This is a genomic window from Streptosporangium amethystogenes subsp. fukuiense, from assembly GCF_042665875.1.
Taxonomy (GTDB): domain Bacteria; phylum Actinomycetota; class Actinomycetes; order Streptosporangiales; family Streptosporangiaceae; genus Streptosporangium; species Streptosporangium fukuiense.
In genome coordinates, this window is sequence record NZ_JBHTEE010000001.1 from 9,393,492 (window position 1) to 9,414,801 (window position 21,310).

A 21,310-nucleotide genomic window follows, 5' to 3' on the forward strand; every position below is an offset into this window, starting at 1 on the left:
ACAAGGAAGATCATGACTGAATCCCTCCACACCGTCACGACGATGCCGACGGCGCGTCACTCCGGCTGTCCCTTCGACCCGCCCAAGGAGCTGATCGAGGCCCGTGAGCACGGCCCGATCAGCCGCTTCCCCTTCCCCGACGGGCACCAGGGCTGGCTGGTCACCGGCTACGACCTGGTCCGGGCGGTCCTGGCCGACCCTCGGTTCAGCTCGCGCAAGGAGCTCATGCGCCACCACCCGCTGATCGACTACGGCGACATCGAGGTCCCCCCGGCGCCGCCCGGCGAGTTCCTCCTCATGGACGAGCCACGGCACGGCCGCTACCGCAGACCACTGGTCGGTAAGTTCACCGTCCGGCGGATGCGGCTGCTCACCGAACGCGTCGAGCAGATCACCGCCGACCACCTGGACGCCATGGAGAAGGCCGGACCGCAGGTGGACCTGGTGACCGCGTTCGCCAAGCCCATCCCCGCCATCGTGATCTGCGAGCTGCTGGGCGTGCCGTACGAGGACCGGGGCTTCTTCCAGGAGAACATCGACAAGTTCCTCGGCGGAGAGGTCGGCGACGAGGAACTGATCGCGGCCTACACCGCGACCCAGAACTACCTCGCCGAGTTGGTGGCCGCCAAGCGCGCCAACCCCACCGACGACGTGCTCAGCGACCTGCTCGACAGTAACCTGACCGACGAGGAACTGCAGGGGATGGCCCTGATCCTGCTGTCGGCCGGGTTCGACACCACCGCGAACATGCTGGCGCTGGGCACCTTCGCGCTGCTGCGGAACCCGGAGCAGTTGGCCGCGCTGCGCGCCGACCCCACGCTCACCGACCGCGCGGTGGAGGAACTGCTGCGGTATCTGAGCGTCGCCAAGCAGTTTTACAGGGTCGCGCTGGAGGACGTCGAGCTGGGCGGCCAGACCATCAGGGCCGGTACGACGGTCATCCTGTCGCTCAACACCGCCGACCGCGACCCCGAGCGCTTCGCCGACCCCCACGTGCTCGACCTGCGCAGGCAGGACGGCGGACATCTGGCCTTCGGCCACGGCATCCACCAGTGCCTGGGCCAGCAGCTCGCCCGCGTCGAGATGCGCGTCGCCTTCCCCGCACTCCTCAACCGCTTCCCCACGCTGCGCCTGGCCGTACCCGCCGAAGAGGTCGCCCTGCGCCCGGAGACCGCCGACATCTACGGGGTCAAGAGCCTCCCGGTCACCTGGGACGCGTAACCACGAACCAATGACAGGCGAGAGCGCGTACGGGCCGCCCGCCACCGCTGTGGCTGCTCGCCTGCGGCGATCGCGTCCGCGGCCCGTTTGCGCCCGTATTCCGGTGGCCCCCTGACGAGGGCGGCTCGCGTTCCACGACAAGACCACCAAGTGCGAGCCGGAGCGACACGACGGCATGAAACCGATGGCCGGCCGTGTCCGCCTTCGACGAAAACTGCTCGTGCTCCTCGCACACCACTCTTGCCGCACCGATCCAGCGACACGGACCGTCCCGGTCGATCCGACGTACGTCTGCTCCAGAAGTCTCAGACTCCCTACATTTCAGATCTCTAGAAAGGAATACAGCATGGAAGACACGACAAGCGGGACACCCGAACAGGGATACGTCGGGCGCCGGACCGTGTTGAAGGGCGTGCTGGGTGCCGGCGCGCTCGCCGGCACGCACGCCGCCCTCGCCGGTCGCGCCAACGCCTCCGTGAGCGGTGACGATGTCGAGCACGGTGTCGAGCACGGCTGGGGAAAAGTCGCCGACGCGTTCCGCAAGAACTTCAAAAACAACTCCGGCGAGGTCGGCGCGGCGTGCAGCGTCTACGTGGGCGGCCGCCCCGTCGTCAACCTGTGGGGCGGCCTCGCCGATCGCGAGGCGAACCGACCGTGGCGCAAGAACACCATCGTCCAGGTCGCATCCACCACGAAAGGCGCCACCGCGATCTGTGCCCACATGCTGGCACAGCGCGGTGAGCTGGATCTGGACGCCCCGGTCGCCCAGTACTGGCCGGAGTTCGGCGCTGCCGGCAAGGGCCAGATCCCGGTGCGCTGGTTACTGTCACACCAGGCCGGTCTGCCGATCGTCGACGGACCGCTGACATTCGAGCAGGCCTGCGCATGGCACCCGGTCATCCGTGCACTCGAGGCGCAGAAGCCGCTGTGGCAGCCGGGCGCCGAGCACGTCTACCACAGCGTCACGTTCGGGTTCCTGGTCGGGGAGGTCGTGCGCCGGATCTCCGGCAAGTCATTGGGCAGGTTCTTCGCCGAGGAGGTGGCCGCCCCGCTCGGACTGAGCGCCTGGATCGGGCTGCCTGAGAAACAGGAGAGACGGGTGGCCCGGATCCACTACGCCGCACCGTTCAGTGTGGAGGAGCTCACGGCCGGGCTGATCGCGATCACCGGACTCGACGCGGACACCGTCACCGCATGGGTGAACGCCGTGTGGGGCCCGGGCTCGGTCCAAGCCCGCGCCGGCGAGCTCGGCGGCGCCCTGGACAACACGACCGACTATCACACCACGCGTGCCTGGCGCGCGGCCGAGTTCCCGGCCGCGAACATGCTCGCGGACGCGCGATCGGTGGCGCGGATGTACGCCGCCACGGTCAGCGACGTCGACGGGGTGCGGCTGCTCGATCCGTCAACAGTCGAGAAGATGACAGCCGTCCAGACCGACAAGACGCCGATGCACGGGCTGCCGCCGGGGCTGAACATCCCGGCTGACCGCTCCTTCTACATGTCGCTGGGGTTCTGGCGAGCCTGCCCGCCGCTGCCGATGGTCGGGCCGGGGTCGTTCGGCCACCCGGGCTCGGGCGGATCGATCGGCTTCGCCGACCCCGATGCCGGTGTCGGCTTCGGCTACGTCACCAACCTCTGGAACTTCCGGCCCGACGACCCGCGGGCGTCGAACCTGGCCAAGGCCGTCCGGTCCTGCCTCGGTTGACGACAGCCCTCGCGTGACGGAACTCCAGGAGACGCCGCAGGAGCTGGCAGACCGGCACGACATCCCCGGCGTCGGTGTCGTTGACCGCCTACGGCGGGGGGCGATAGAAGGCGCTGGCCGAACTGGTCGATCCGCGTGGGCCCGGTGGGTGAGCTGCGCGGCACCGGGCAACTGCTGTGGGCGCTGCCCGGCTCCTGGGTCGAGATCGAGCAGGGCCGAACGGCCGTGCTGGTAAGCGTCAGCACAGCACATCGAGGAGCTCATCAAGCAGCTTGGCGAGGCCATCGTCGACGTCGACGAGCCCGACACCAAGGTGCAGGTGTTCTGCGAGTGACACCGCCACGGGCCAACGAAAAGGAGACCCCGATGACGACAGAGGCGATCCACGCGCAGGGTCTTGAGAAGTCCAACTTACCCGCCCTGCGCGCGTCCGACGCGGACCGCGACCGGGTCATCGAACTGCTGCGCGCCGCCGTCGCCGACGGCCGGCTCGCCCCGGTCGAGTTCGACGAGCGGCTGGACGCGGCGCTGGCCGCCCGCACCATCGACGCGCTGGCCCCGCTCATCACCGATCTGGCCGCGGTTCCAGGCAGCGACGGCGCACTCACGCTGCCGTTCGCTGGGACGCTGGCCGAGCCGGCCGCCGAACTGCTCACCATCAAGGAGCGGCACGGCTCGGTGCGCCGTGATGGCCGGTGGACGCTGCCGCACCGGCTCGCGCTGCGCACCGCGTGGTGCGACGTGACGCTGGACCTGACCAGCGCGGTGCGCAGCGCGCCCGAGCTGGTCATCGAGTTGCGGGTGAGCGGTGGCAACGTGGAGTTGGTCCTCGCGCCAGGCATGGTGGTGGACGCCAACGAGCTGTCGGTACGGCACAGCTGGCTGGCGATCAGCAGGGACGCGGGCGACAACGCGCCGGAGACGCTGCAGGTCCGCTTGGTAGGCCGCATGCGGCACGGCCGGCTCGACATCCGGTGGCAGGCGCCGTGCCGGTGACGCGGCAGGGCCCGGATACCGCGGTATCCGGGCCCTGACATCTCGCGCGTGGTGCGGGCGCGCCGCCGTGCTACGGCCTGTCGTCAACGACGGCACCGCCGCCGACGAACCGTTCTTCCTGCTCATTCCCTAAACCCCGGGTGATCGCGCCGGCGGCAGTGGCCGTCGGCGCGACGCTGGTGACAGCTTCGTCAGTGCGCCACGACCTGACCGGCGACCGCCTGTTCCCCAAGCCCGTCACCGACGACGCGCTCCAGGCCGCCGACGTGATCGTCCTGCTCGGCCCGGTGAGCATTCCACTGCCGTCCTGCGACCGGTCACCAGCTCAGCAGGTGCTGCGCTGGGACATCCCCGACCTTGACGGGCAGCCGTATGAGGCGCTGGAGGCGGCCCGCGACGACCTCAACCGCCGCGCCCTGCTCCTGATGGCTGACCTCTTGCGCCCGCAACCGGGTGCGGAAACCGGTCCATGACCGGCGCGGCGGGCTCGCTGTCAGCTGTCTGGTTACTCAGAACCCGGGACCGCCGGGGCCCTGGACCAGGGTGCGTCTCGACATGCGTTCAATGTCAGCCATGTTCTGAAACGGGGAAAGCCCGTTCCGGGTTCATCGACTGCCGGTATGCCTCGATCACCTCTACGGGAAGGCGGCCGCGGTCGCCGATGGAGTACCCCTGGTTGCGGGCCCAGGTGCGTATCTGCGCGGTGGGCACCCCGGTTGAGGAGGGGCTACCGAGACGGGCCGCCGTCACCATCCTGATCGGTGATTCGTCCATCTCATTGAAGTCTCCGTCTTCAAGCCCGTCCCAGCCGATTTTCTCCGACAGGGCCAGGGCGCTCCAGGACAGTGGCGAGCCGTTCCCCTCGTCGACGGTCGTGCCCGGTGAGATGCCTCGGCGGTCGAGTTCGGCCCAGAGCGACTCCATGGCCGTCGCCGGATCGAAGTAGAACTCGCTCTCGCGGATGCGCCAGAACCGCCACCCCGCGCGCTTGAGCTCGCGCTCCCGGTCGAGGTCCGCCTCGCGTTGTTCGGGCGTGCCGTGCCAGAAGTCGCCATCGCATTCGACCGCGAGTCGCCCCTCGGCCCCGCTCACCACGAGGTCGATCCGGCGGCCGTTGACCTCCACCTGGGGAACGACGTTGTACCCGCGCTCCTGGATACGGAGGAACACCCGCTGCTCGAAGAGCGAGTCGAACTCCGGATGACGGCTGTCGGGGGTCACATCGCTCAACGAGCTGCTGAGCGGTGTCGTCGGCGGGTTCAGCATGTAGCCGAGGAGCGATCGGCGCAGGCACATCGGGGAGAGCAGGTCGGGGCTGACAGAGTGGAAGAGCCACATCTGGTCCTTGGCCCGGGAGGCGGCCACGTTGAACCTGCGCTGCCACTCGGTGCTCGTCACCGCCGAACGCCTCTCGGCGATCACCATGGACAGGAACATCACGTCACGTTCGTCGCCCTGGAAGTCGGGGGGTGTGCCGACCCGCAGGCGCCGGCGCTCCCACTCCTTGGTGTCCAGCCGATCGAGCAGCATGTTGTGGATCAGCTGGGTCTGCCAGGTACTCTGCAGGACCACGACGCCGAAGGTCTTGTCGTGGTACGCCGGATCCTCCGCGCAGGTGAGAATCCGATCCACGATCGCCTCGGCCTCCGCGACGTTACGGAGCCGGGTCGCCGTTCCCTCGCTCAGCGCGCCGGTGACGCGCACCACCCGCAGCGGCGGTAGCCGATCGGCGCCGAACTGCCGGAGCGGCACCAGCGGCTCGTCCGCGTAGAACTGCCGGGAGGAGAAGTCGATGATCTCCGGCATGCAGCGGAAGTGCTCCTTGAGCCGCAGAACCGTGCCGAACCTCGTCGCCAGCAGGTCGAAGAGGCTGGACTTGGGGGTGAACGCGTCCCGGAGGTAGGCGGGCATGTCCGGGAGATAGGTCGCCAGTTTCGCGAAGATCGGCTCCAGCTCGCCGTGAGTCACGGTCGAGGGCGCACACTGCTTGTCATCGCCGACGACGATGACCCGAGGCGCGAGCCAGAGCAGGAAGAGCGCCTCGATACCGGCCTGGCTGGCCTCGTCGACGATGACGACGTCAAAGGAGTCGCGGGTCGGCGGGATCGTCTCCAGCACCTGCTGGATGGGCATGATCCAGGCGGGGACGGCGTCGCGCGCGTCGTGCATGGCCTCGCGTGCGCGGGACTGGAACCTGTCGGCGTACCGTCCGGTGCCCTTGCCCAGTTTGCCGATGTGATCCTGGTAGGCCCGCAGCGCCGTCGTCTGGCGGGAGTTCATCCGGCTCAGCGCCGCCTGCCAGGCCTGTTCGGCGGCGAGTTCCGCGGTTAGGCGCATCTCCCGGGCGGTCGCGGCTTCGAGGTCGGACTCCAGCTGCTGTTCGAGGCCTGGCCGACGCTGCTCGGTGAAGAACGTCCGTGCCTTGGCCCATGCCCAGGCACGGTCCCAAGTGGAGAAGTGTGGTTGCCAGGTTCCTGCTTCGGCGAGCAGGCCGAGTAACGCCGGGTGCGCGTCGCGTACCCGGCCGGCGAGCTCGTCGCAGCGTCGCTGTTCGGCCTGCTCGCGGTGCGCGTCGGCAAGCACGCCGAGACAGAGCTGGTAGGTGATGCCGTCACGTGATTTCACCGCGTGTCCGGCCTCCAGCAGCTCCGGGGGCGGAGGGCCGAGCTGGGATTCCCGCTGGATCCTCTCGTACAGGCCCTGGAGTTCCGAGGTGGCCTGTTCGGCTTCGACCTGGAGCCGTACGGCGTGCAAAGCCGCCACGTACGACGCCCACTGCGCGGGAGTGCCGAGGGCGACGTACGCGCCAGTCGAGGCGAGCAGGCGGGCCGTCTCCGTCACCGCCGACACGATCTGACGCACCTGATCGAGCCGATCGAAGGCATCGGCGAGCTGTGCGACCGTACGCTGCAGGGGCTGGTCCTGCGGGAATTCCACTCCGACCAGCCGCCAGCCGCGCAGGAGTTCTCCGACGGCGGCCTGGCCTTCGAATTCGGCGATGACCAGTGACAGCAGTTCCGCGTTGGACGGTGTGATTCCGTCGACCGACGTGCCGGCCAGCCACGGCTCGGCCTGCTTCTGCACGGCGGGCTTGAACAGGCCGCGTTTGAGCTGGTTGCCCGCGGCGAGGTAGTCGCGCAATGCCTGAATGGACTGGAGGTACGAACCCGCCGCGCCCGGCGCGTCCAGCGACGGGTACCGGATTTCGCGGAAGCCGATGCGGCTGATCGCGTCCCGGGCCGCGTCAAGACGGTGGGTGTGCGCCGCCAGTTGGTTCCATACGGCCGTCTCACGACCGCCGAATCCATCGGCCAGCGCACGGACCGTCCAGTCGGCCGGATCCCAAACCGACGGCTCCTCGGGCATGCCGAGCTGTCGCAGCCGGAGGGTGACATCGGTTGCCACCGCCTCAAGCCGGGAGAGCAGATCGAGGCCAAGGTGTTCAAGGCGTGCGGAGATGCTCGTCTGGGCGTGCCGGGCCATACTGTGCGCGCTGCTCTCCGCCGCGATCAGGGCCTTGAGCGTCTCCGTGCCGGGCAGTGCGGCCACGTCGGGGAGGCGCTGGGAGAGCCTCGCGCCGCGCCTGGGGGTCTCTCCGGCGAGCAGGGTGATGAGTTCCGCGGCTTCACCGGTTGAGATGGGTGGCATGGCCGTCGCCGAGGCGGGAAGAGGGGTCGGGATCCAGCAACACTCCGGCTCCTCCTGCCGCAGGCGCCGGATCACGGAGGCGAGAGTGCCGGAGTAGCCGGCCGCGATCTCGGCATGCTGGTAAGTCTCGGACTCGCGCAGCGCCCGGATCTTCTCGGTCAGTTCGACGGTCGTACGACGAGCGGAGTCGAGTTGGTGCCGTTTCTCGGTGATGGCCCTGGCCTGCCGGGCAGGGTCGAAGGAGGAGAAACGGCTCGACAGCGCTTTGATGCCGCCTTCGAGTTCCGCGGAGCCGCCACGGCCGATGTCGGTCATGGAGACGCAGAGCGCGGCGATCTCCGGCGGTAGTTTATCCCGCAGGACGCGCAGCGCCTGCGCCTTCTGGCTGGTGACCAGCACTCGCTGTCCCTGCGCGAGCAGCGCCGACAGCAGGTTGGCGATGCTGTGGGTCTTCCCGGTTCCCGGTGGACCCTGTACGACGACGCCGTTGTCCGAGCGCAGCCGAGTCATGATCGTGCGTTGCTCGGGGTTGGCGGGCAGCGGGAAGAGCGGATCCTGGCCGAGAGTATCCGCTGAGGCGGTCCCTCCGTCCCGCATAAAGGCCATCCGCTCCGCCGGTTCGAGAGGGCTGACGAGTTGCGCCAGCCCAAGGGGCGTCTGGGGTGCCGGTCCGGTCAGCGTGGAGATCATCTGGTCGTAGTAGGAGATCAGGGAACCGTGGTCCCGTTTCCGGAGCACGAGCGCGGGCGCCGGCCGTACCTCGGCGTCTCTGGCGGACATGTCGCCCGGAGACCAGTCGTGCCGGTATCGAGGGCCGGGGTTGGTGTCCAGGCCCCGGTCACACCAGGACTCCAGGATCTCTGCCATCGAATCCCGCAGGCCGACGCCTTCGCCCTCCCGGACACGCCGGCGGAGGTGGTCGGTCCGCTGCGGGGCGAACCCATCCAGGTCGGCCAGCAGTTCACGGTCCTGGAGTACGGTCGCCGTCTCGCCCAGCAGGACGTCCACCCGCTGGGTATGCCGGTCGACCTGGAGATGGAGGCGGGTGGCGAGTAGATGGTTACGGACGCGCGGGCCGCCAGGCACCTCCCAGGAGAGCAGGCCGGTAGCCAGCACCAGTTCCAACTGGTCCTCGACTTGGTCCAGTTGGTTGGAGATCGAGTAGAGGTCGCGGTACCAGTGCTGCTGCCGTTGCCGCTCCCGTTCCGCCTCCGCCCAGGCCTGCCAGGAAGGCAGCCAGTCGCCATAGGCCCTGACCACCTCGGGCCGGTCCTGCCGGGTCTCCCAGCGGGACGTCGTCTCCCCGTTCTCGTCCGTCTCCTGGATGCGGCGCGGACCGGTCTCGGACAGCTCCGGAGCGTCCAGTTCGGCGTCGATGAGCTCCTCGTGGCGCAGCCAGCCGTAGAGCCTGTCCGGCGGAGCCGGGTGTGGCGCGCTTCGGACGGGATCGATGGAGAGGAAGACCTCGCCCAGCCCCGCCTCGCGATCCGGTTTGACCTCGTTCGGCAGGTCTGCCAGCCAGAGCACCTGATCGTGGTGGCGGAGATCCCGGATCGGGGCCCGGCGGGCCGACGCGAGGTGGCGGAGAAACTCCACCAGGCGCGTGCTGGAGTCGATCAGCTGGGGATCGCGGGCCCGGGACTGCTGCACGCTCACGTGGTTCCCTTCTCCTTCGAGTCGTGGGGGTCTGAGTCGAGGTGATGGGCGCCTGGGAATAGGAGCGATGTCAGCGGTCGGGCGCGAGCAAGGCTTCTCCTCGGAGGGGCGATTCCGAGTGGACGAGATTTTAGTGGTCGCCGGGCGGTGAAGGAATGGATCGTTCCCGTAATGAGATGACTCCGCGGCTCCGCGCGGTACGGATGCCGATTTCCTGGCTCGGAGCGAAACGCTCGTCCGCTGCGGTTTCGGGCCATCGGCTCCGCCTGACCGCTCTCACCTGTTTTCCATACTTACCAGGTCGTTTCAGGTCATCGGCTATATCTGGCTCAGCACTGTGGATAATCATCCCGGGTCGATCGGGTCACGTGTGGAATGCGGGGTGAACGGCAAGGTGACGACCGGTTCGAGCCGCGCGGAGTCACCGGCCGCGACGACCCGCCGCGACCGCCGGATCGCACCGGCGGTCGCCTGGGGCGTCGTCTGCCCCGCCCCGTAGGCAGTGGTGGGTCCGTATCATGTGCGCTGTGTTCCCAGCCGGTGGCCCTGCCTTCCACCATCACTACGGCGCCGACGGGCGCGTTCCCGGCAAGCCTCCCTGGTGGAACCTCCCGCTCAGCGTGATCTGGGCGCTGGTCCCACTGGGCACCGCCGGATTCGCGACCCCCCTCATCATCGGACACGCAGCGGTGCGGCTGAAAAGCCGAATCGCCGGATTCGCGACCGGTATCTACAGCATTCTCCTGCTTGCGTTCGTCATCATTTCCGGAATTTATAGCGACAATGACCCCACGACCAAGGAGCCAGAGGTCGACGTGATCGTGGGGGTCTTCATCCTTGTGAACTGGCTGGGCGCAACGGTGCACGCGTTCATTCTTCGATCATCCGTCTTCCGGACTCGGCCGACGGTTCACTTCCCTTCGGGGACCTGGCGGTACACCCCCGTGCCGCCGCACCACCATCGGACTCCGATGCCCCCGACCGGGCCTTACCACGCACCCGCGCCTCACCCTGGAACTCGGGCCTTCCGAGATGGCGACGGTCCGCCACCAGCATCCCGGCCTTATCAAGCATCCACGCCTCAGCCTTACCAGGCGACCCCGACCCCGCCGTCCTCCCCGTCTCCGTGGTACCCGGCGGACACCGCGTCCGGCTCTCGTCCCTTCGACAGCATCGGGCCGTACCGGCTGGACCAGAAGATCGGCGAAGGAGGCCAGGGCGCGGTCTATCTCGCGTACGGTCCTGGCGGGCAGTCGGTGGCGGTCAAGGTGCTGCACAGCCGGATCATCGGCGGTGTGGCCGAACGCGAGAGCTTCATCAGGGAGGCCGCCATGGCCCAGCGGGTGCGTCCCTTCGCCACGGCCAGGGTGATCGACGTCGGCGTCGTCGGGGACGTGGCCTACATCATCAGCGAGTACGTGCCCGGTCCGTCACTGGAACGGCTGGTCAGGGAGGAGGGGCCGAGGGACGGCGACAGTCTGACCCGGCTGGCCATCGGGACGGCGGCGGCGCTGGCGGGCATTCACGCCGCGGGCATCGTGCACCGGGATTTCAAGCCGGCCAACGTCCTGCTCGGTCCAGATGGTCCCCGAGTGATCGACTTCGGGATCGCCAGGGCGCTGGACCAGGTCACGATGACCTCGGGCGTCCTCAAGGGCACCATGGCCTACATGTCTCCCGAGCAGATCTCCGGTGAGCGGGTCGGCCCGGCCTCCGACGTCTTCAGCTGGGCCGCGACCATGCTCTTCGGCGCCACGGGCAGACACGCCTTCGACGCCGGTTCCACACCCCTCGTCTACCGGAAGATCGTCACCCATCATCCGGATCTGTCCGTGCTGCCGGCAGCGCTCCAGGCTCCACTGGCCGCCTGCCTCGCCAAGGACCCGGGTGGCCGGCCGACGGCCGCCGAGGTGATGATGCGGGTCACCAGCTGACCCGGGACAGCGCTCCGGCATACAGGTGGATCGGCCTCATCACCCGATCGACCACGCCGGGCAGCGGAGGCAGGTCCCGTACGAACGGCAGGAGGCGGTGAAAGACCTCGTCGGCGCGTTGCGGACGTCGGCCGGGTTCCCGCTCCAGCAGGGCCGTCACCAGCGCGTCGAGCTCCTTGGGCACTGCGGCTCCCAGCGGCGCCGAGGGGCGGCGGAAATGTCCGTCCACCCCGGTGACGAAGCCCGTCGGATGGAAGGCACGCCGGCCGGTGAGCATCTCGTAGAGGACGCAGCCCACCGAGTACAGGTCGGTCAGCGCGCTGGTCCTGCCCTCGTGGAACTGCTCGGGAGCCATGTACAGCTCGGTGCCCGGCGCCCCCATCGTTCCGGTGATCACTGAGAAGTCAGGTGAACCCTGAACCGTCGCGACTCCGAAATCCAGCACGACGAGGGTCGCGTCGCGGCAGAGCATGAGATTGCCCGGCTTCAGATCCCGATGCACGAGCGAGCGAGCGTGCGCCGCCGACAGCACGGCACAGAGTTGTGCGCCGATCAGCGCGGCCCAGGAGACGGGGAGGCTCTCGTGCGCGTCGAGCACGTGCGTTACGGGCCAGCCGTCGACGAACTCCATCACCAGGAAGAACCCGTAGTCGTCCTGCCCGAAGTCGTGGACGGCGGGCACCCCGGGATGGCGGAGCAAGGCCATGATTCGGGCCTCGCGCCTGAACCGCCGGACGGTCTCCTCGGTGAGCCGGTCGCGCCGGACACGTTTGACGGCCACCTTGCGGTTCAGGTGGGTGTCGACGCCCTCCCAGATCTCCCCCATGCCGCCCCGGCCGATCGGCTGCCGTAGCTCGTAGCGCTGCGCGACCAACATGGGACTCCTCTTGTCAGAGGTTGGGCATCGGGCGCCCGTTGGGGATAGCCGGATCCGGATCTTACCGGTGGTTCGGTCCGAAAAGGGGTGCGTGGTCAGTCGTTCAGGGCGACGGTGACGCCGCCGGAGAAGGGGGAGTCGTGTAGTTCGATCGCCTTGATCCTGAAGTTCTTCGGGACGTCGAAGAGCAGGATCCCGTTGACCGCGTTGCCGGGGTTGATGGTGTTGAGGAAGGCGTTGGAATTCTTCAGCCCGAGGGCGGCGGCACCGGAGTCGGGGTCGTACTGTCTGCCCTTGGTGTCGATGAGCTTCTGCGAGGAGTCGCTGAACAGCTGGGACTCGTCGCCGATGTTCTTCACGGTGACGTGCACCAGGACGTACTGCCCCTGGGCATCGGATCCGACGTACTCGTCGCCGACCCGCGCGACGCCCTTCTCGACCTTGGTGACCTTGAAGGCGAACTTGCCGTCCCTGACGGTGTCGCCGATTCCCGCCGACTTGGGTTCGGTCTTCTTCGCGGGGGTGGAGGTGTCGGTGGCCGCGGTGTCGTCCGAGCTCGCTGAGTTCCCGCCGTCCTTGTCGCCTCCGCTGAGGAGGGCGCCGATCACCACCAGGCCGATCAGTACGGCGGCGCCGATGAGGGTCGCGCGCAGGCAGCCGCCTCGCTTCCGCTGCACGATCACCGCCTGTGGAGGGGGTTGGGGGTGGCCGTGCTGCGAGGGTTGCGGGTTTCCGTGCATGGCGGGACCTCGCTTTTCCAGGGGGTGGGGGCGATCGTGCGACGCCAGTGAATCATATTGTGAATACGATGCACAAGATTAAAGCTTGTGGCTGTCACATATATGCATATCATTACTAATTGATGTATCTCGTTCGTGTCTGATTGGATTGCACTTAAGTCGCGGCAGATACCCCGGAGCGCGTGTGTTGCCGCACCCCGGTGCAGGCAGGTTCAAGCAGCAAGGACGACCGCCCTGGTCACCGAACCGGAAGACGAGTTGGTTCGGTGAGTAGGGAGGCCGCGGCGGAGAAGTCGGCCAGGCGGGAGGTCAGCGTCTCGACGGCGAGCTCACGCGGTAGCGCGGTGTTGAACTTGAGCCCGTTCAGCGCCCTGTCGTCCACCTGCGGGTGCCGGCGATTCGTCCACTTCACCGGCGTCTCCGCCTTCGAGCCCAGCCCAGCCGTTGTCCTCCGACAGAGCCAGAGCATTCCACGACAGAGACGCGCCGTTCTCGGCGTCGACGGTCAGGCCCGGTGAGATGCCTCGGCGGTCGAGTTCGGCCCAGAGCGACTCCATGGCCGCCGCCGGATCGAAAGCGTGGGCCGGGACCGCCGGTCGGGCAGCGCCAGCGCGCGCCGCCCGCGACCGGGAAACACGTTCCCTACCCCAGATCGTCAGTGGTGACGGGGTCGTCGGATCCGTCATCTTCCTCCGCGACGGTGGGAAGCACGTACTCCTGGGCGAGTGCAGCCAGATGCAAAGGAAGCGGTAGGGACAGGGCGTCGAGATAGTCGGCCGCCTGGCGCAATTGATGGACGGTCATGGCCAGGGCCTCGGGAGTGTCTCCTTCCTCACCGAGGGAGGCCGGGTGGCAGCCCAGAACGGCGACCTCCATGAGAGCGGGGTTCCAGGCGGGGATCTCGGTGTCGATGGTCAGCTCACCCTTGCGCTTTCCCATCCGCAGGGCACGAGGGGCGAGCTTGTCGGCCTCCACCGCGGAGGCGCGGAAGGTTCCGGCCTTGTCGGTGGTGCTGTAGAAGACCCGCGAATCAGAGGTCTCGGTCCACAGACCCGCGGCGAGGCCGTTGACCCCGGAGGGGTTGCCGATCCCCCACCACTGGGGCGTTTCGCGCCCGCTCGCGTCACGTACCCTGACCAGCCGCAGATCGGGGTCGAGCCGGCCGGCCGACGCGTGGCCCGTTCTGATCAGGTCCGCTATGACCTGACCGTCCTGGAGCCAGGGCCAGTGCGCCCGGCCGTTCTGGGAGTGGGCGAGCAACAGTGTGGGGCGCCCGTGCAGGGAGCGGAGCATCTTCTGCAGGTAGCGGGCGGTCTTCGCGCGCTGTTCCTCTCTCTTTTGGTGTCGCTCCTGAAAGGTGACGCGGGGGTACGGCTGCCCGTCGGTGGACGGCGGCGACAGGGGTGTCTCCGTGCCGGGCGCGCAGTCCTCCTCGATCTCGTCCGGCGCGTCGGGGAGCTCGGCGATCCTGGTCAGCCGTAGCAGGAACTTCGGATAGGGGATCCAGACGCGCTGTTCCGGGTCCCAGCCGCGGATCACGGCCTGGCCCGATCCCGGATCCGAAGGACCGACCAGGACGGTGACGGGGGTGTGCCTGGCCACCCGGGTGGGGCCGTCGGCACGGCGCTTCACCATCCACACGGCCGCGTAGTGGAGGTCGGCGGGCAGCCGATCCCCCAGCGTGTGCTCGGGTACGACCCGCACGCCGAGCTGGCGGAGTCCGTCCAGCCAGGCCGAACGGGCGCGGTACGCCGCGTTCTTCTCGGAGTTGTAGCCCCTGGTCTTTCGAGGGACGGCGGTGAACTGGGTGACCACCCCGGCGTCGGCGCAACCCAGCCGCAGCGCGAACTTGGGATCGTGGAGAGGCGTCCGGAAGTCGATCCGCCGGTCGATCTCGACCAGGGCGAGGGCGGCGGCTTCCGGGTCGGCGCCGTCGGCGATCAGGAAGTTGGTGACGGCGGCGCGGCGGGCGGTGATGGCCGCGGCGAGAGCCCGCCTTCTGCCGCGGGGCGTCGGGTCGATGTCGAGGGAGTCGGCGAGACCTCCCGACAACGGCAGGCACCGCAGCAGGATGGCGAGTTCGGGAGTTTCCCAGCGGAGGAGAACCGGGACTCCGGGCTTGGCCGTGTCGAAGGCCTCGGCCACGGGAGCGCCGCCGTCCCCGTCCAGGGCGAGCACCTCGGCGAGGGCCGCGATGGCCGTGTCGCGCATGGTGGCGGTCTGCCACAGGAGACGGGCCTCCATGACCGGGACGCCGGTGGACGCCGTTTCCTCGTCCGAGATGGCTCGTACGGCGACCGCGAGTGCGGCGCGGCGGGCATGGGCGGTCCGCACCTCCTCGGCCTTTTTGGCGTTCCCCTGCGGCTTGGGCCGCGGGTTGGCGGGCGTGTTGGGGGAGATCCTGCTGCGCCTCAGGTCGGGGGCGCGCGTCAGCCCTTCGGGAAGCGCCTGTTCGGCCCACTCGACGATCTGTGAGCGCTGATGGGACATCAGGCCGGCTTTGACGCCGTGCTGGCCCATGTGGTTGCTGTGCACCACGGCGGCGCGCACGCCGGGCCCCTCGCCGATCCACCGTTCGGGTTCGGTGAGCAGCTCTGCGGGGTCGGGGAAGGGCTGCCCGAGGGCGATGCCCCGCAGGATTCCGGCGGGGCTCGTCTCGCGCCAGTCATGGGCTCGCTCGGTGCGGTCCCAGGTGAGCCGGGCCACGGCGTAACGCTCACTGGTGGGTGTTCCGGGAAGCCAGGGCACGGTCGGGCGCAAGTAGACCGAGGTATCGCGGCGGAAGGGCAGGTGGAGGCGGCCGTTCGCGGCGGGGTGGGTGGCCCACCGCCTCAGGCCTGTGTGGACGTGCAGCCGGAGGTGCGGCGAGAACGGGGCGGTGTGCAGCGAGATGTTGATGACGACTGAGAACCACCAGGTGCGGTTCTTGACCTCGTGCGGCAGAGGTTGCGACATCAGCTCCGCACCCTGCTGCCGAGGGCCGCGCGGAACGGCCCTGAACCTCAGCAAGCCGGCTCCCGTGTCGTAGGGCTCCAGGGAGAGGACGCGGCGCGCCAGATGGTCGGTGGCGAGCTGGAACTGCCTGCCGAACGGGAGCGCGGTGCCTCCGTCGGTGGTGTCGCAGCCGAGCAGGTCCACCTCCACCTCACCCCAGCGCGGCGGGTCGGCGCGTAGTTCGGCGAGGGTCTCGACGACCCGCCCGCGGTGTTCCGGTTCCGGGCGCAGATTACGCACCCAGGCGGTGAGCAGCCGCTCGAACGCCGCGTCCGGCAGCGGGTGGGGGATGTCGGCGGGGGCGTACAGCCAGAAATCCTTCTCTTCGCCGTGCTTCTCCGAGCCTCGCCCCCGCACCACCAGGTCGGGGGCGAGGCTCTGCAGCACGCCGTCCATACGGTAGGTGGGAACGGTACGGTACGGTTCCGCCTCGGCGTCCCGGCCGGCGTCGCACAGCGCGAGCAGGCTGTCGCGCCACTGCTCGGGGAAGGGCAGGGCACGGTACCGGGCGGTCAGCGGGGCGGCGCCGGGGGCGAGGAGGTAGGCGGCGCGGCGGATCTCGTTGTAGGTGAATCCCATCGGGGCTCCTGGGGGTGAGGGCTTGTCAGGGACGTGCCGGCCCGGCGGTCATGCCGCGGAGCGCGTCGTAGAGCGGTCGGTAGAGCATCTGGACGAGGGCGGGGTCCGCCGGGTCGGCGAAGAGGCCGGGGTCGGCATCGGCGGCGAAATAGGGGGCGAGAACGGCCCGCAGCTCGACCAGCAGGCCGTCGCCAGGGCCGCTGAGACGAGCGGTTCGCGCCGTGTCGACTCCCGGTGCGGTCGCCGCCGCGTACCGCGGGGCGAACCTGGCGTCCACGAAGACCACTCTGGCCGGGACGCCGCCGCGCACCAGGCGCCCAATGACCTGCCAGATCGCCACTAGCTGGTCCCAGGCGAAGGACCGCCTCTCCTCGGGGCCGAGCCGGGAGTAGACGTAACGGCGGGAGAGCAGCCGTCGCCACTCACGACGGGCCTCGTGGCGGAACGCGAGGCCTGCCGCGTCGAGGCCATCGGCCTCGGCCATCAGCTCGCCGAAGGTGGCCCCTTTCAGGTCGGGATGGTCACGGACGAAGCGGGTCACCCAGTCGTTGATCGCGAAGATGGCCAGGGACAGGTCGTCGGGGCGCGGATGCGGACGGGCGAGGAACAGCACGGTCCCGAAGGCGGCGGTGCGCTGCGCGTTGAGGATGTTGTGGCCGCGTTCGATCGCCATCAGTGGGGCGACCAGAAGCTCGGCGTCCGGGTCCTCGGCGAAGGATGCCAGGTCTCCACGGCGTATGGCGGCGGCGTGGGTGCGACCGTCGGAGCCGAGCCCCCCGCCTCGCACGGCCTGTTCCAGGTCGGTGTCGTCGGCGGCGAGCACCCGGACCCGGCCGCGCCAGCGCTCCGTTTCCTGCAGGGCGTCGGCGGCGGCGTTCGCCTCCCGGTAACTGCCGACCAGCAGCAGGGCCCTGCGACGGCCGTCGTCGTCGATCAGGGAGAGCTCCTGTTCGAGCGGGCTGGGCACCCCACCCCGGCCGGGACGGCCCAGGCACGTGATCATCCGGCGCAGCACCGCCGGTCGCACGGTCTGGTCCTGACCGGACAGGCTCAGCGGAGTGTTGTCGTCGTCGTAGAGGAAGTGCGTGCGAAAGACGGTGTCCCGGATGGCATCGAGAGCACGGGGATCCGGCTTGAGCACCGCCTTGACGGGGGCCAGAATGTGGGCGCGCGTGGACGTGCCCGCCCAACTGGTGCCCGACATCAGCAGCACGTGGGGCCCCGGGCGCCCGGTGGAGGGGACGGCGCCCAGGCTGGGCAGCGACAGCAGCAGCTCCCGGCCGACCCCGGCGCAGCGGAAGAACCGCAGGGTGCCGCTGCGGCGGCCCTCGGGGTCGTGATCCTGCTCCTCGGGGAGATATTGGAAACCGATGACATTGCCCATCGGGGCTTCGGGGACGATGGGGGCATAGTCGAGCGGTGGACGCCTGGAGAGTTCGTTGTCGGTCAAGTCGAGGTTGAGCGCGGCCTCCACCTGCGGCCACAGGAAGGTGAGCCGGTCGAGACGCTGGTGCAGCGCGGCGAGCAGGAGGGTGAATTCCAGCCGCTTGGTGGTGCGGTCGTACCAGAGGGGGCTGCCGGGGACGTCGGCCAGGTCGGGTTCGCCGTTGTGCCGGCGGACAGGCGGCGGCACGGAGCCGTCGAGTAGCGGGGAGCCTTTGAGGAGTAGGTCCAGGACCCTGCGCACCCGCTGCCGCGTGCCCTTCTCGTTCAAGGTGTGCAGCAGGTCGTGGGTGGCCTGGATGAGGCGGTCGGTGTCCGTTCCGTAGGGGCCTCGGTCGCCGAGCGGGTCGTCGCGGAAGGTGTCGAAGACGGAGGTCACCTCCTGCCTACGGTCGGCCCAGGGGAAGGTTTCCTGCGGGGCCGGCCGTTGTTCTGCTTCGGCTCGCGCGAGTTTTTCTTCGTCCTCGTAGAGGATCGCCTCGTCGGGCACGTCGTCGGCGAGGAGTGTGGTTCCGGAGGTCTCGCCGGGAGTCGGATACCAGGCGGCGATCAGTTTCTCCTGCAGGGTCCAGGCACTGAAGTACTCGATGTCGGCCCAGGTACGCAGGTCCTCGTCACTCATCAGCATGGCGTACAGCCGGTTGGTGGCGGCGCTCACCACGTCGAGCGAGACGGCCCAGCGCTCGACGTCACGCTCGGACAGCGGCAGTCTCCCTTGCCGGGCCAACTCGTCGATCTTGTGGGTGTGCAGCTTGTCGAGCCAGGACTCCGGCCCCCTGGTCACCAGGGTCGCCGACGGGGCGAACATGGTGTCCAGCTGCATCTGCACCCGGTCGGCCTCGTCCACGATCACGATCTCGCTGCGCAGGCAGGCCAGCTCCAGATAACGCAGCCGTTCCTCGTTTAGGTGGTTCGGCACGGGACTCTGCACCAGGCTGGCGGGGTTCGCCACCCAGATCAGCGCGTCGACCAGTTCCCGGGCGGCGCTGTGCCGGGGGCAGGCGCTCCAGATCGGGCAGCCGTGTGCCGGGCCGAGCGCGTCCGGAGGCTCATCGCTCCGGATCGGCTCGCCGATCGGGTAGAGGTCAGGCAGTATCCGGCCGACGGCGGGCTCCGATGTCTTGCGGGCGGGATGGAGGCGGGTGCACGGGGCGTCCGCGTAACGGAGCGGTTCGACGGCCTCGTTGCCGCGCAGAGCGTCCACGACACAGACGGTGCTCAGGTCGTCGAAGCCCGGGTCGTCGTGGGTCAGCAGGGATCCGGGAGTGCGGGCGGCGAGGCGACGGTGCAGCCGCTGCACGTGGGTCTCCCGGGTGGTGGTGCCCAGCACGGGGGCCGCGTCCAGGCCGAGATCGCGGAAGAGGGCGGTCAGCGTGAGCTGCTCGGCGACGTCGCCGACCACCAGGGTGGTCCGCATTCCCTGTCTCGCGGCCCAGACCGCGATCAGCGACATCAACGTGCTCTTGCCCGCTCCGACCATGCCGACCAGGTGCAGCATCCCGTCGAGGCTGAGCACCTCGGCGGGGGCGAACCTGAGGCCGTCGTCGGTGCGTGTGTCCAGTTCCAAGACGGTGAGGCGCCGCTCCCAGTCACCAGGACGTCGGCCGAGTTGTCGTTCGCTGTCGTCCATCCAGCGTGCGGTGTCCGCGAGTTCCGCCAAAGGCACGTGCAGAGGCCGGCCTTCCCAGGTCACCTTCGCGGTGAGTTCGTGGCCTGGAGCGGGTGCCGGGCGTGGTGACTCGGGCAGGGTGACGGATGTGTGCCGACGGCGCTCGACGAAACGGTGCGAGCCGGGACTCGCGAGGGTCAGCTTGCGCCGGGCGAAACCGGGCGTACTCTCCAAAGTGGCGTCGTACATCGCGAAGCGACCGGCCGCGACGGAGGGCTCCACTCGCCGGGCGGGAGCGTCCGCCGACGGCAGGCGGTAACCGCGCAACCGCTCCGGCACTTCCTGGTACGCCTCCAGGGACTGCAGCCACATCCGGCGGCGGCGCAGGGTCCACAGCAGGTGGCGGGCAGAGACAAGTAGCCTTTCCTCGTCCTCGGTGGTGGTGAGGCCGCCGGTGCGGGCGAACGGGTAGCCGCCAAGGAGCACCCATACGCCGTCGGCGGGCCGCTCGGGATCGAGGCGTTCCATGAGCCGGAGGCCGAGCTCCACCTGGAACAGCAGGGACAGCCTGATCCCGCCCTGTTCCCGGGGCAGGAATCCCGAGATGCCGGAGACGAGGGGTTGGTACCAGCTTTCCGTGTCACGCATCGAAGGCTCCGTTCGCGAGTGTGTCGCCGTTCTCCTGCACGAGGCGGGCGGCGGGGCCGGTGTCACCGCGCAGCCGGGCACGCGCGGCCGCGACCAGCCGCCGATCGGTGAGCAGGGGGAGGCCGCCCGCCGCGTGCGCGCGGTTGCGGGCGTACACCTCCAGATAGTTCGGGCGGGCATCGACGCGGTACCGGGGGACCACCCAGCACGCCTCGTCGTACGGCGGCTGCTGCCGGACCTCGGTCGCGGCCTGCCCGAGAAGGCCCGGGTGGGCCCAGTCCTTGACGTCGACCGCCCAGACCCAGCCGTCGGGGAAGGTGATCCGCAGGTCGTAGGCGTCGAAGCCGGGCCACATCTCGACCGGGAGGCGCAGGGCCCGCAGTTCCCTTTCCAGGTCGGCCTCCGCCCGGCCGGGGCCGGTGACGAACTGCCGCAGCGGCCGGCTGAGTTGCCACAGCGTGCCGATCTCGTCGGCGCGCAGTGTCCGTCCCGGCGGGGGCTGCCCCTGCCGTCGGCAGCGGTCGCGCTCGCACCACCAGCCGCCGTCGGTGAGGGGGACGAGCAGGGTCAGGCAGCGGGCACACGTGACGTACGCTCCGTCGCTGCAGAAACTGTCGGGGACGCGGTGATATATCTGCTCGACGAGCTCCCTGACCGGGTCCAGGTAGAGATCCGTGGCGACCTCGAACATGTCGTTGCCGGTGAGGACGGGACGTTCCACCAGCAGTCGGCGGAAGGCGGTGTAGGACTCGGGGGCCTCACTCTCGCGGCAGAGCCGCATCGCGGTGTGGATCACTGTGCGGTCGTACTGCTCCGCCGCGCTGTCCCGGGCGCGGATCCACCACTCGTGGCACAGCTGGGTGGGCTTGGCGGAGTCGGGATCGATGAGGAGGTCGTCAGGGCCGAAGGCGTCCTGGGGCAGGTCCAGCGGCCAGTCCTCGATCGGGCGGGTGCGACACCAGGCGAGGAGTTCCGGCAGGCTCCGGGGCGGGCGGGCTTCCTTCAAGAGGCAGGCGAGCACCGTACGGTCCAGGGCGCGTTGCGCCTCGGCGGGATAGGGAAGGGCGAACGCCTCAAGGTCGGTGATCTCCGCGAGCTGGACCACGGCCGTCGCGATCGTGTGCAGAAGCGTGACACCGGAGTGCGTGGACCAGTCCGCGAGGGAGGCGGAAGGCTGGGACGATGGCATGGGACGGCCTCCTGATGGGGTTCCTCGGAGAAGGGCGTTCGGCGGATCGGGTGAAGGCCTGTCTGGGG

12 protein-coding genes are annotated in these 21,310 nt (G+C 69.2%); 5 read left to right on the plus strand and 7 right to left on the minus strand.

All coding sequences use genetic code 11. The annotated features are described in order from the left end of the window. Positions 1-12 precede the first annotated feature (12 nt). The 4 genes from ACFQVD_RS41745 to ACFQVD_RS41760 all read left to right on the plus strand — a co-directional run bounded on the left by ACFQVD_RS41745 (position 13) and on the right by ACFQVD_RS41760 (position 4,398). Entirely contained in the window at positions 13-1,221 is a 1,209-nt protein-coding gene (locus ACFQVD_RS41745; protein WP_343962707.1) for a cytochrome P450, read from the plus strand. 346 nt (positions 1,222-1,567) lie between these two features. After that, positions 1,568-2,929 carry a serine hydrolase domain-containing protein gene (locus ACFQVD_RS41750; RefSeq protein ID WP_343962705.1) on the plus strand — a complete coding sequence of 454 codons (1,362 nt, stop codon included), beginning with the start codon at positions 1,568-1,570 and terminating at the stop codon, positions 2,927-2,929. Positions 2,930-3,295: 366 nt separating this feature from the next. Continuing rightward, positions 3,296-3,925, plus strand: a complete 630-nt coding sequence (locus tag ACFQVD_RS41755; protein WP_343962703.1) for a DUF1707 SHOCT-like domain-containing protein — start codon at positions 3,296-3,298, stop codon at positions 3,923-3,925. A 194-nt stretch (positions 3,926-4,119) separates the two neighbouring features. Beyond that, positions 4,120-4,398: a hypothetical protein gene (locus tag ACFQVD_RS41760; RefSeq protein ID WP_343962701.1), complete on the plus strand. Its 279-nt coding sequence runs from the start codon at positions 4,120-4,122 to the stop codon at positions 4,396-4,398. A gap of 94 nt (positions 4,399-4,492) precedes the next feature. Here the strand turns inward: ACFQVD_RS41760 and ACFQVD_RS41765 are convergent, their stop codons facing one another. After that, the gene (locus tag ACFQVD_RS41765) at positions 4,493-9,229 is read right to left on the minus strand and encodes an AAA domain-containing protein (RefSeq protein ID WP_343962699.1); all 4,737 of its coding nucleotides are present in this window, start codon (positions 9,227-9,229) and stop codon (positions 4,493-4,495) included. Positions 9,230-10,200: 971 nt separating this feature from the next. Here ACFQVD_RS41765 and ACFQVD_RS41770 point away from each other — a divergent pair. Then, the gene (locus ACFQVD_RS41770; RefSeq protein WP_350957927.1) at positions 10,201-11,163 is read left to right on the plus strand and encodes a serine/threonine-protein kinase; all 963 of its coding nucleotides are present in this window, start codon (positions 10,201-10,203) and stop codon (positions 11,161-11,163) included. On the opposite strand, the gene ACFQVD_RS41775 is transcribed toward ACFQVD_RS41770, so the two are convergent. The 6 genes from ACFQVD_RS41775 to ACFQVD_RS41800 all read right to left on the minus strand — a co-directional run bounded on the left by ACFQVD_RS41775 (position 11,153) and on the right by ACFQVD_RS41800 (position 21,242). Continuing rightward, complete coding sequence (locus ACFQVD_RS41775) at positions 11,153-12,040, minus strand: serine/threonine-protein kinase (RefSeq protein ID WP_343962694.1); 888 nt, start codon at positions 12,038-12,040, stop codon at positions 11,153-11,155. The two genes, ACFQVD_RS41770 and ACFQVD_RS41775, sit on opposite strands and share 11 nt — an antisense overlap. Positions 12,041-12,135: 95 nt before the next feature. Continuing rightward, positions 12,136-12,717 carry a DUF4352 domain-containing protein gene (locus tag ACFQVD_RS41780; RefSeq protein ID WP_343962693.1) on the minus strand — a complete coding sequence of 194 codons (582 nt, stop codon included), beginning with the start codon at positions 12,715-12,717 and terminating at the stop codon, positions 12,136-12,138. A 301-nt stretch (positions 12,718-13,018) separates the two neighbouring features. Beyond that, a complete protein-coding gene (locus ACFQVD_RS41785; protein ID WP_343962691.1) occupies positions 13,019-13,192 on the minus strand; it encodes a hypothetical protein in 174 nt (57 codons plus the stop codon). A gap of 230 nt (positions 13,193-13,422) precedes the next feature. Beyond that, positions 13,423-16,353: a pPIWI_RE module domain-containing protein gene (locus ACFQVD_RS41790; protein ID WP_343962689.1), complete on the minus strand. Its 2,931-nt coding sequence runs from the start codon at positions 16,351-16,353 to the stop codon at positions 13,423-13,425. A gap of 25 nt (positions 16,354-16,378) precedes the next feature. Further along, positions 16,379-20,053, minus strand: a complete 3,675-nt coding sequence (locus ACFQVD_RS41795) for a pPIWI_RE_Z domain-containing protein (protein ID WP_343962687.1) — start codon at positions 20,051-20,053, stop codon at positions 16,379-16,381. Continuing rightward, a complete protein-coding gene (locus tag ACFQVD_RS41800; RefSeq protein WP_343962685.1) occupies positions 20,046-21,242 on the minus strand; it encodes a pPIWI_RE_Y domain-containing protein in 1,197 nt (398 codons plus the stop codon). The genes ACFQVD_RS41795 and ACFQVD_RS41800 overlap by 8 nt, the downstream gene beginning before the upstream one ends. Positions 21,243-21,310: the final 68 nt, after the last annotated feature.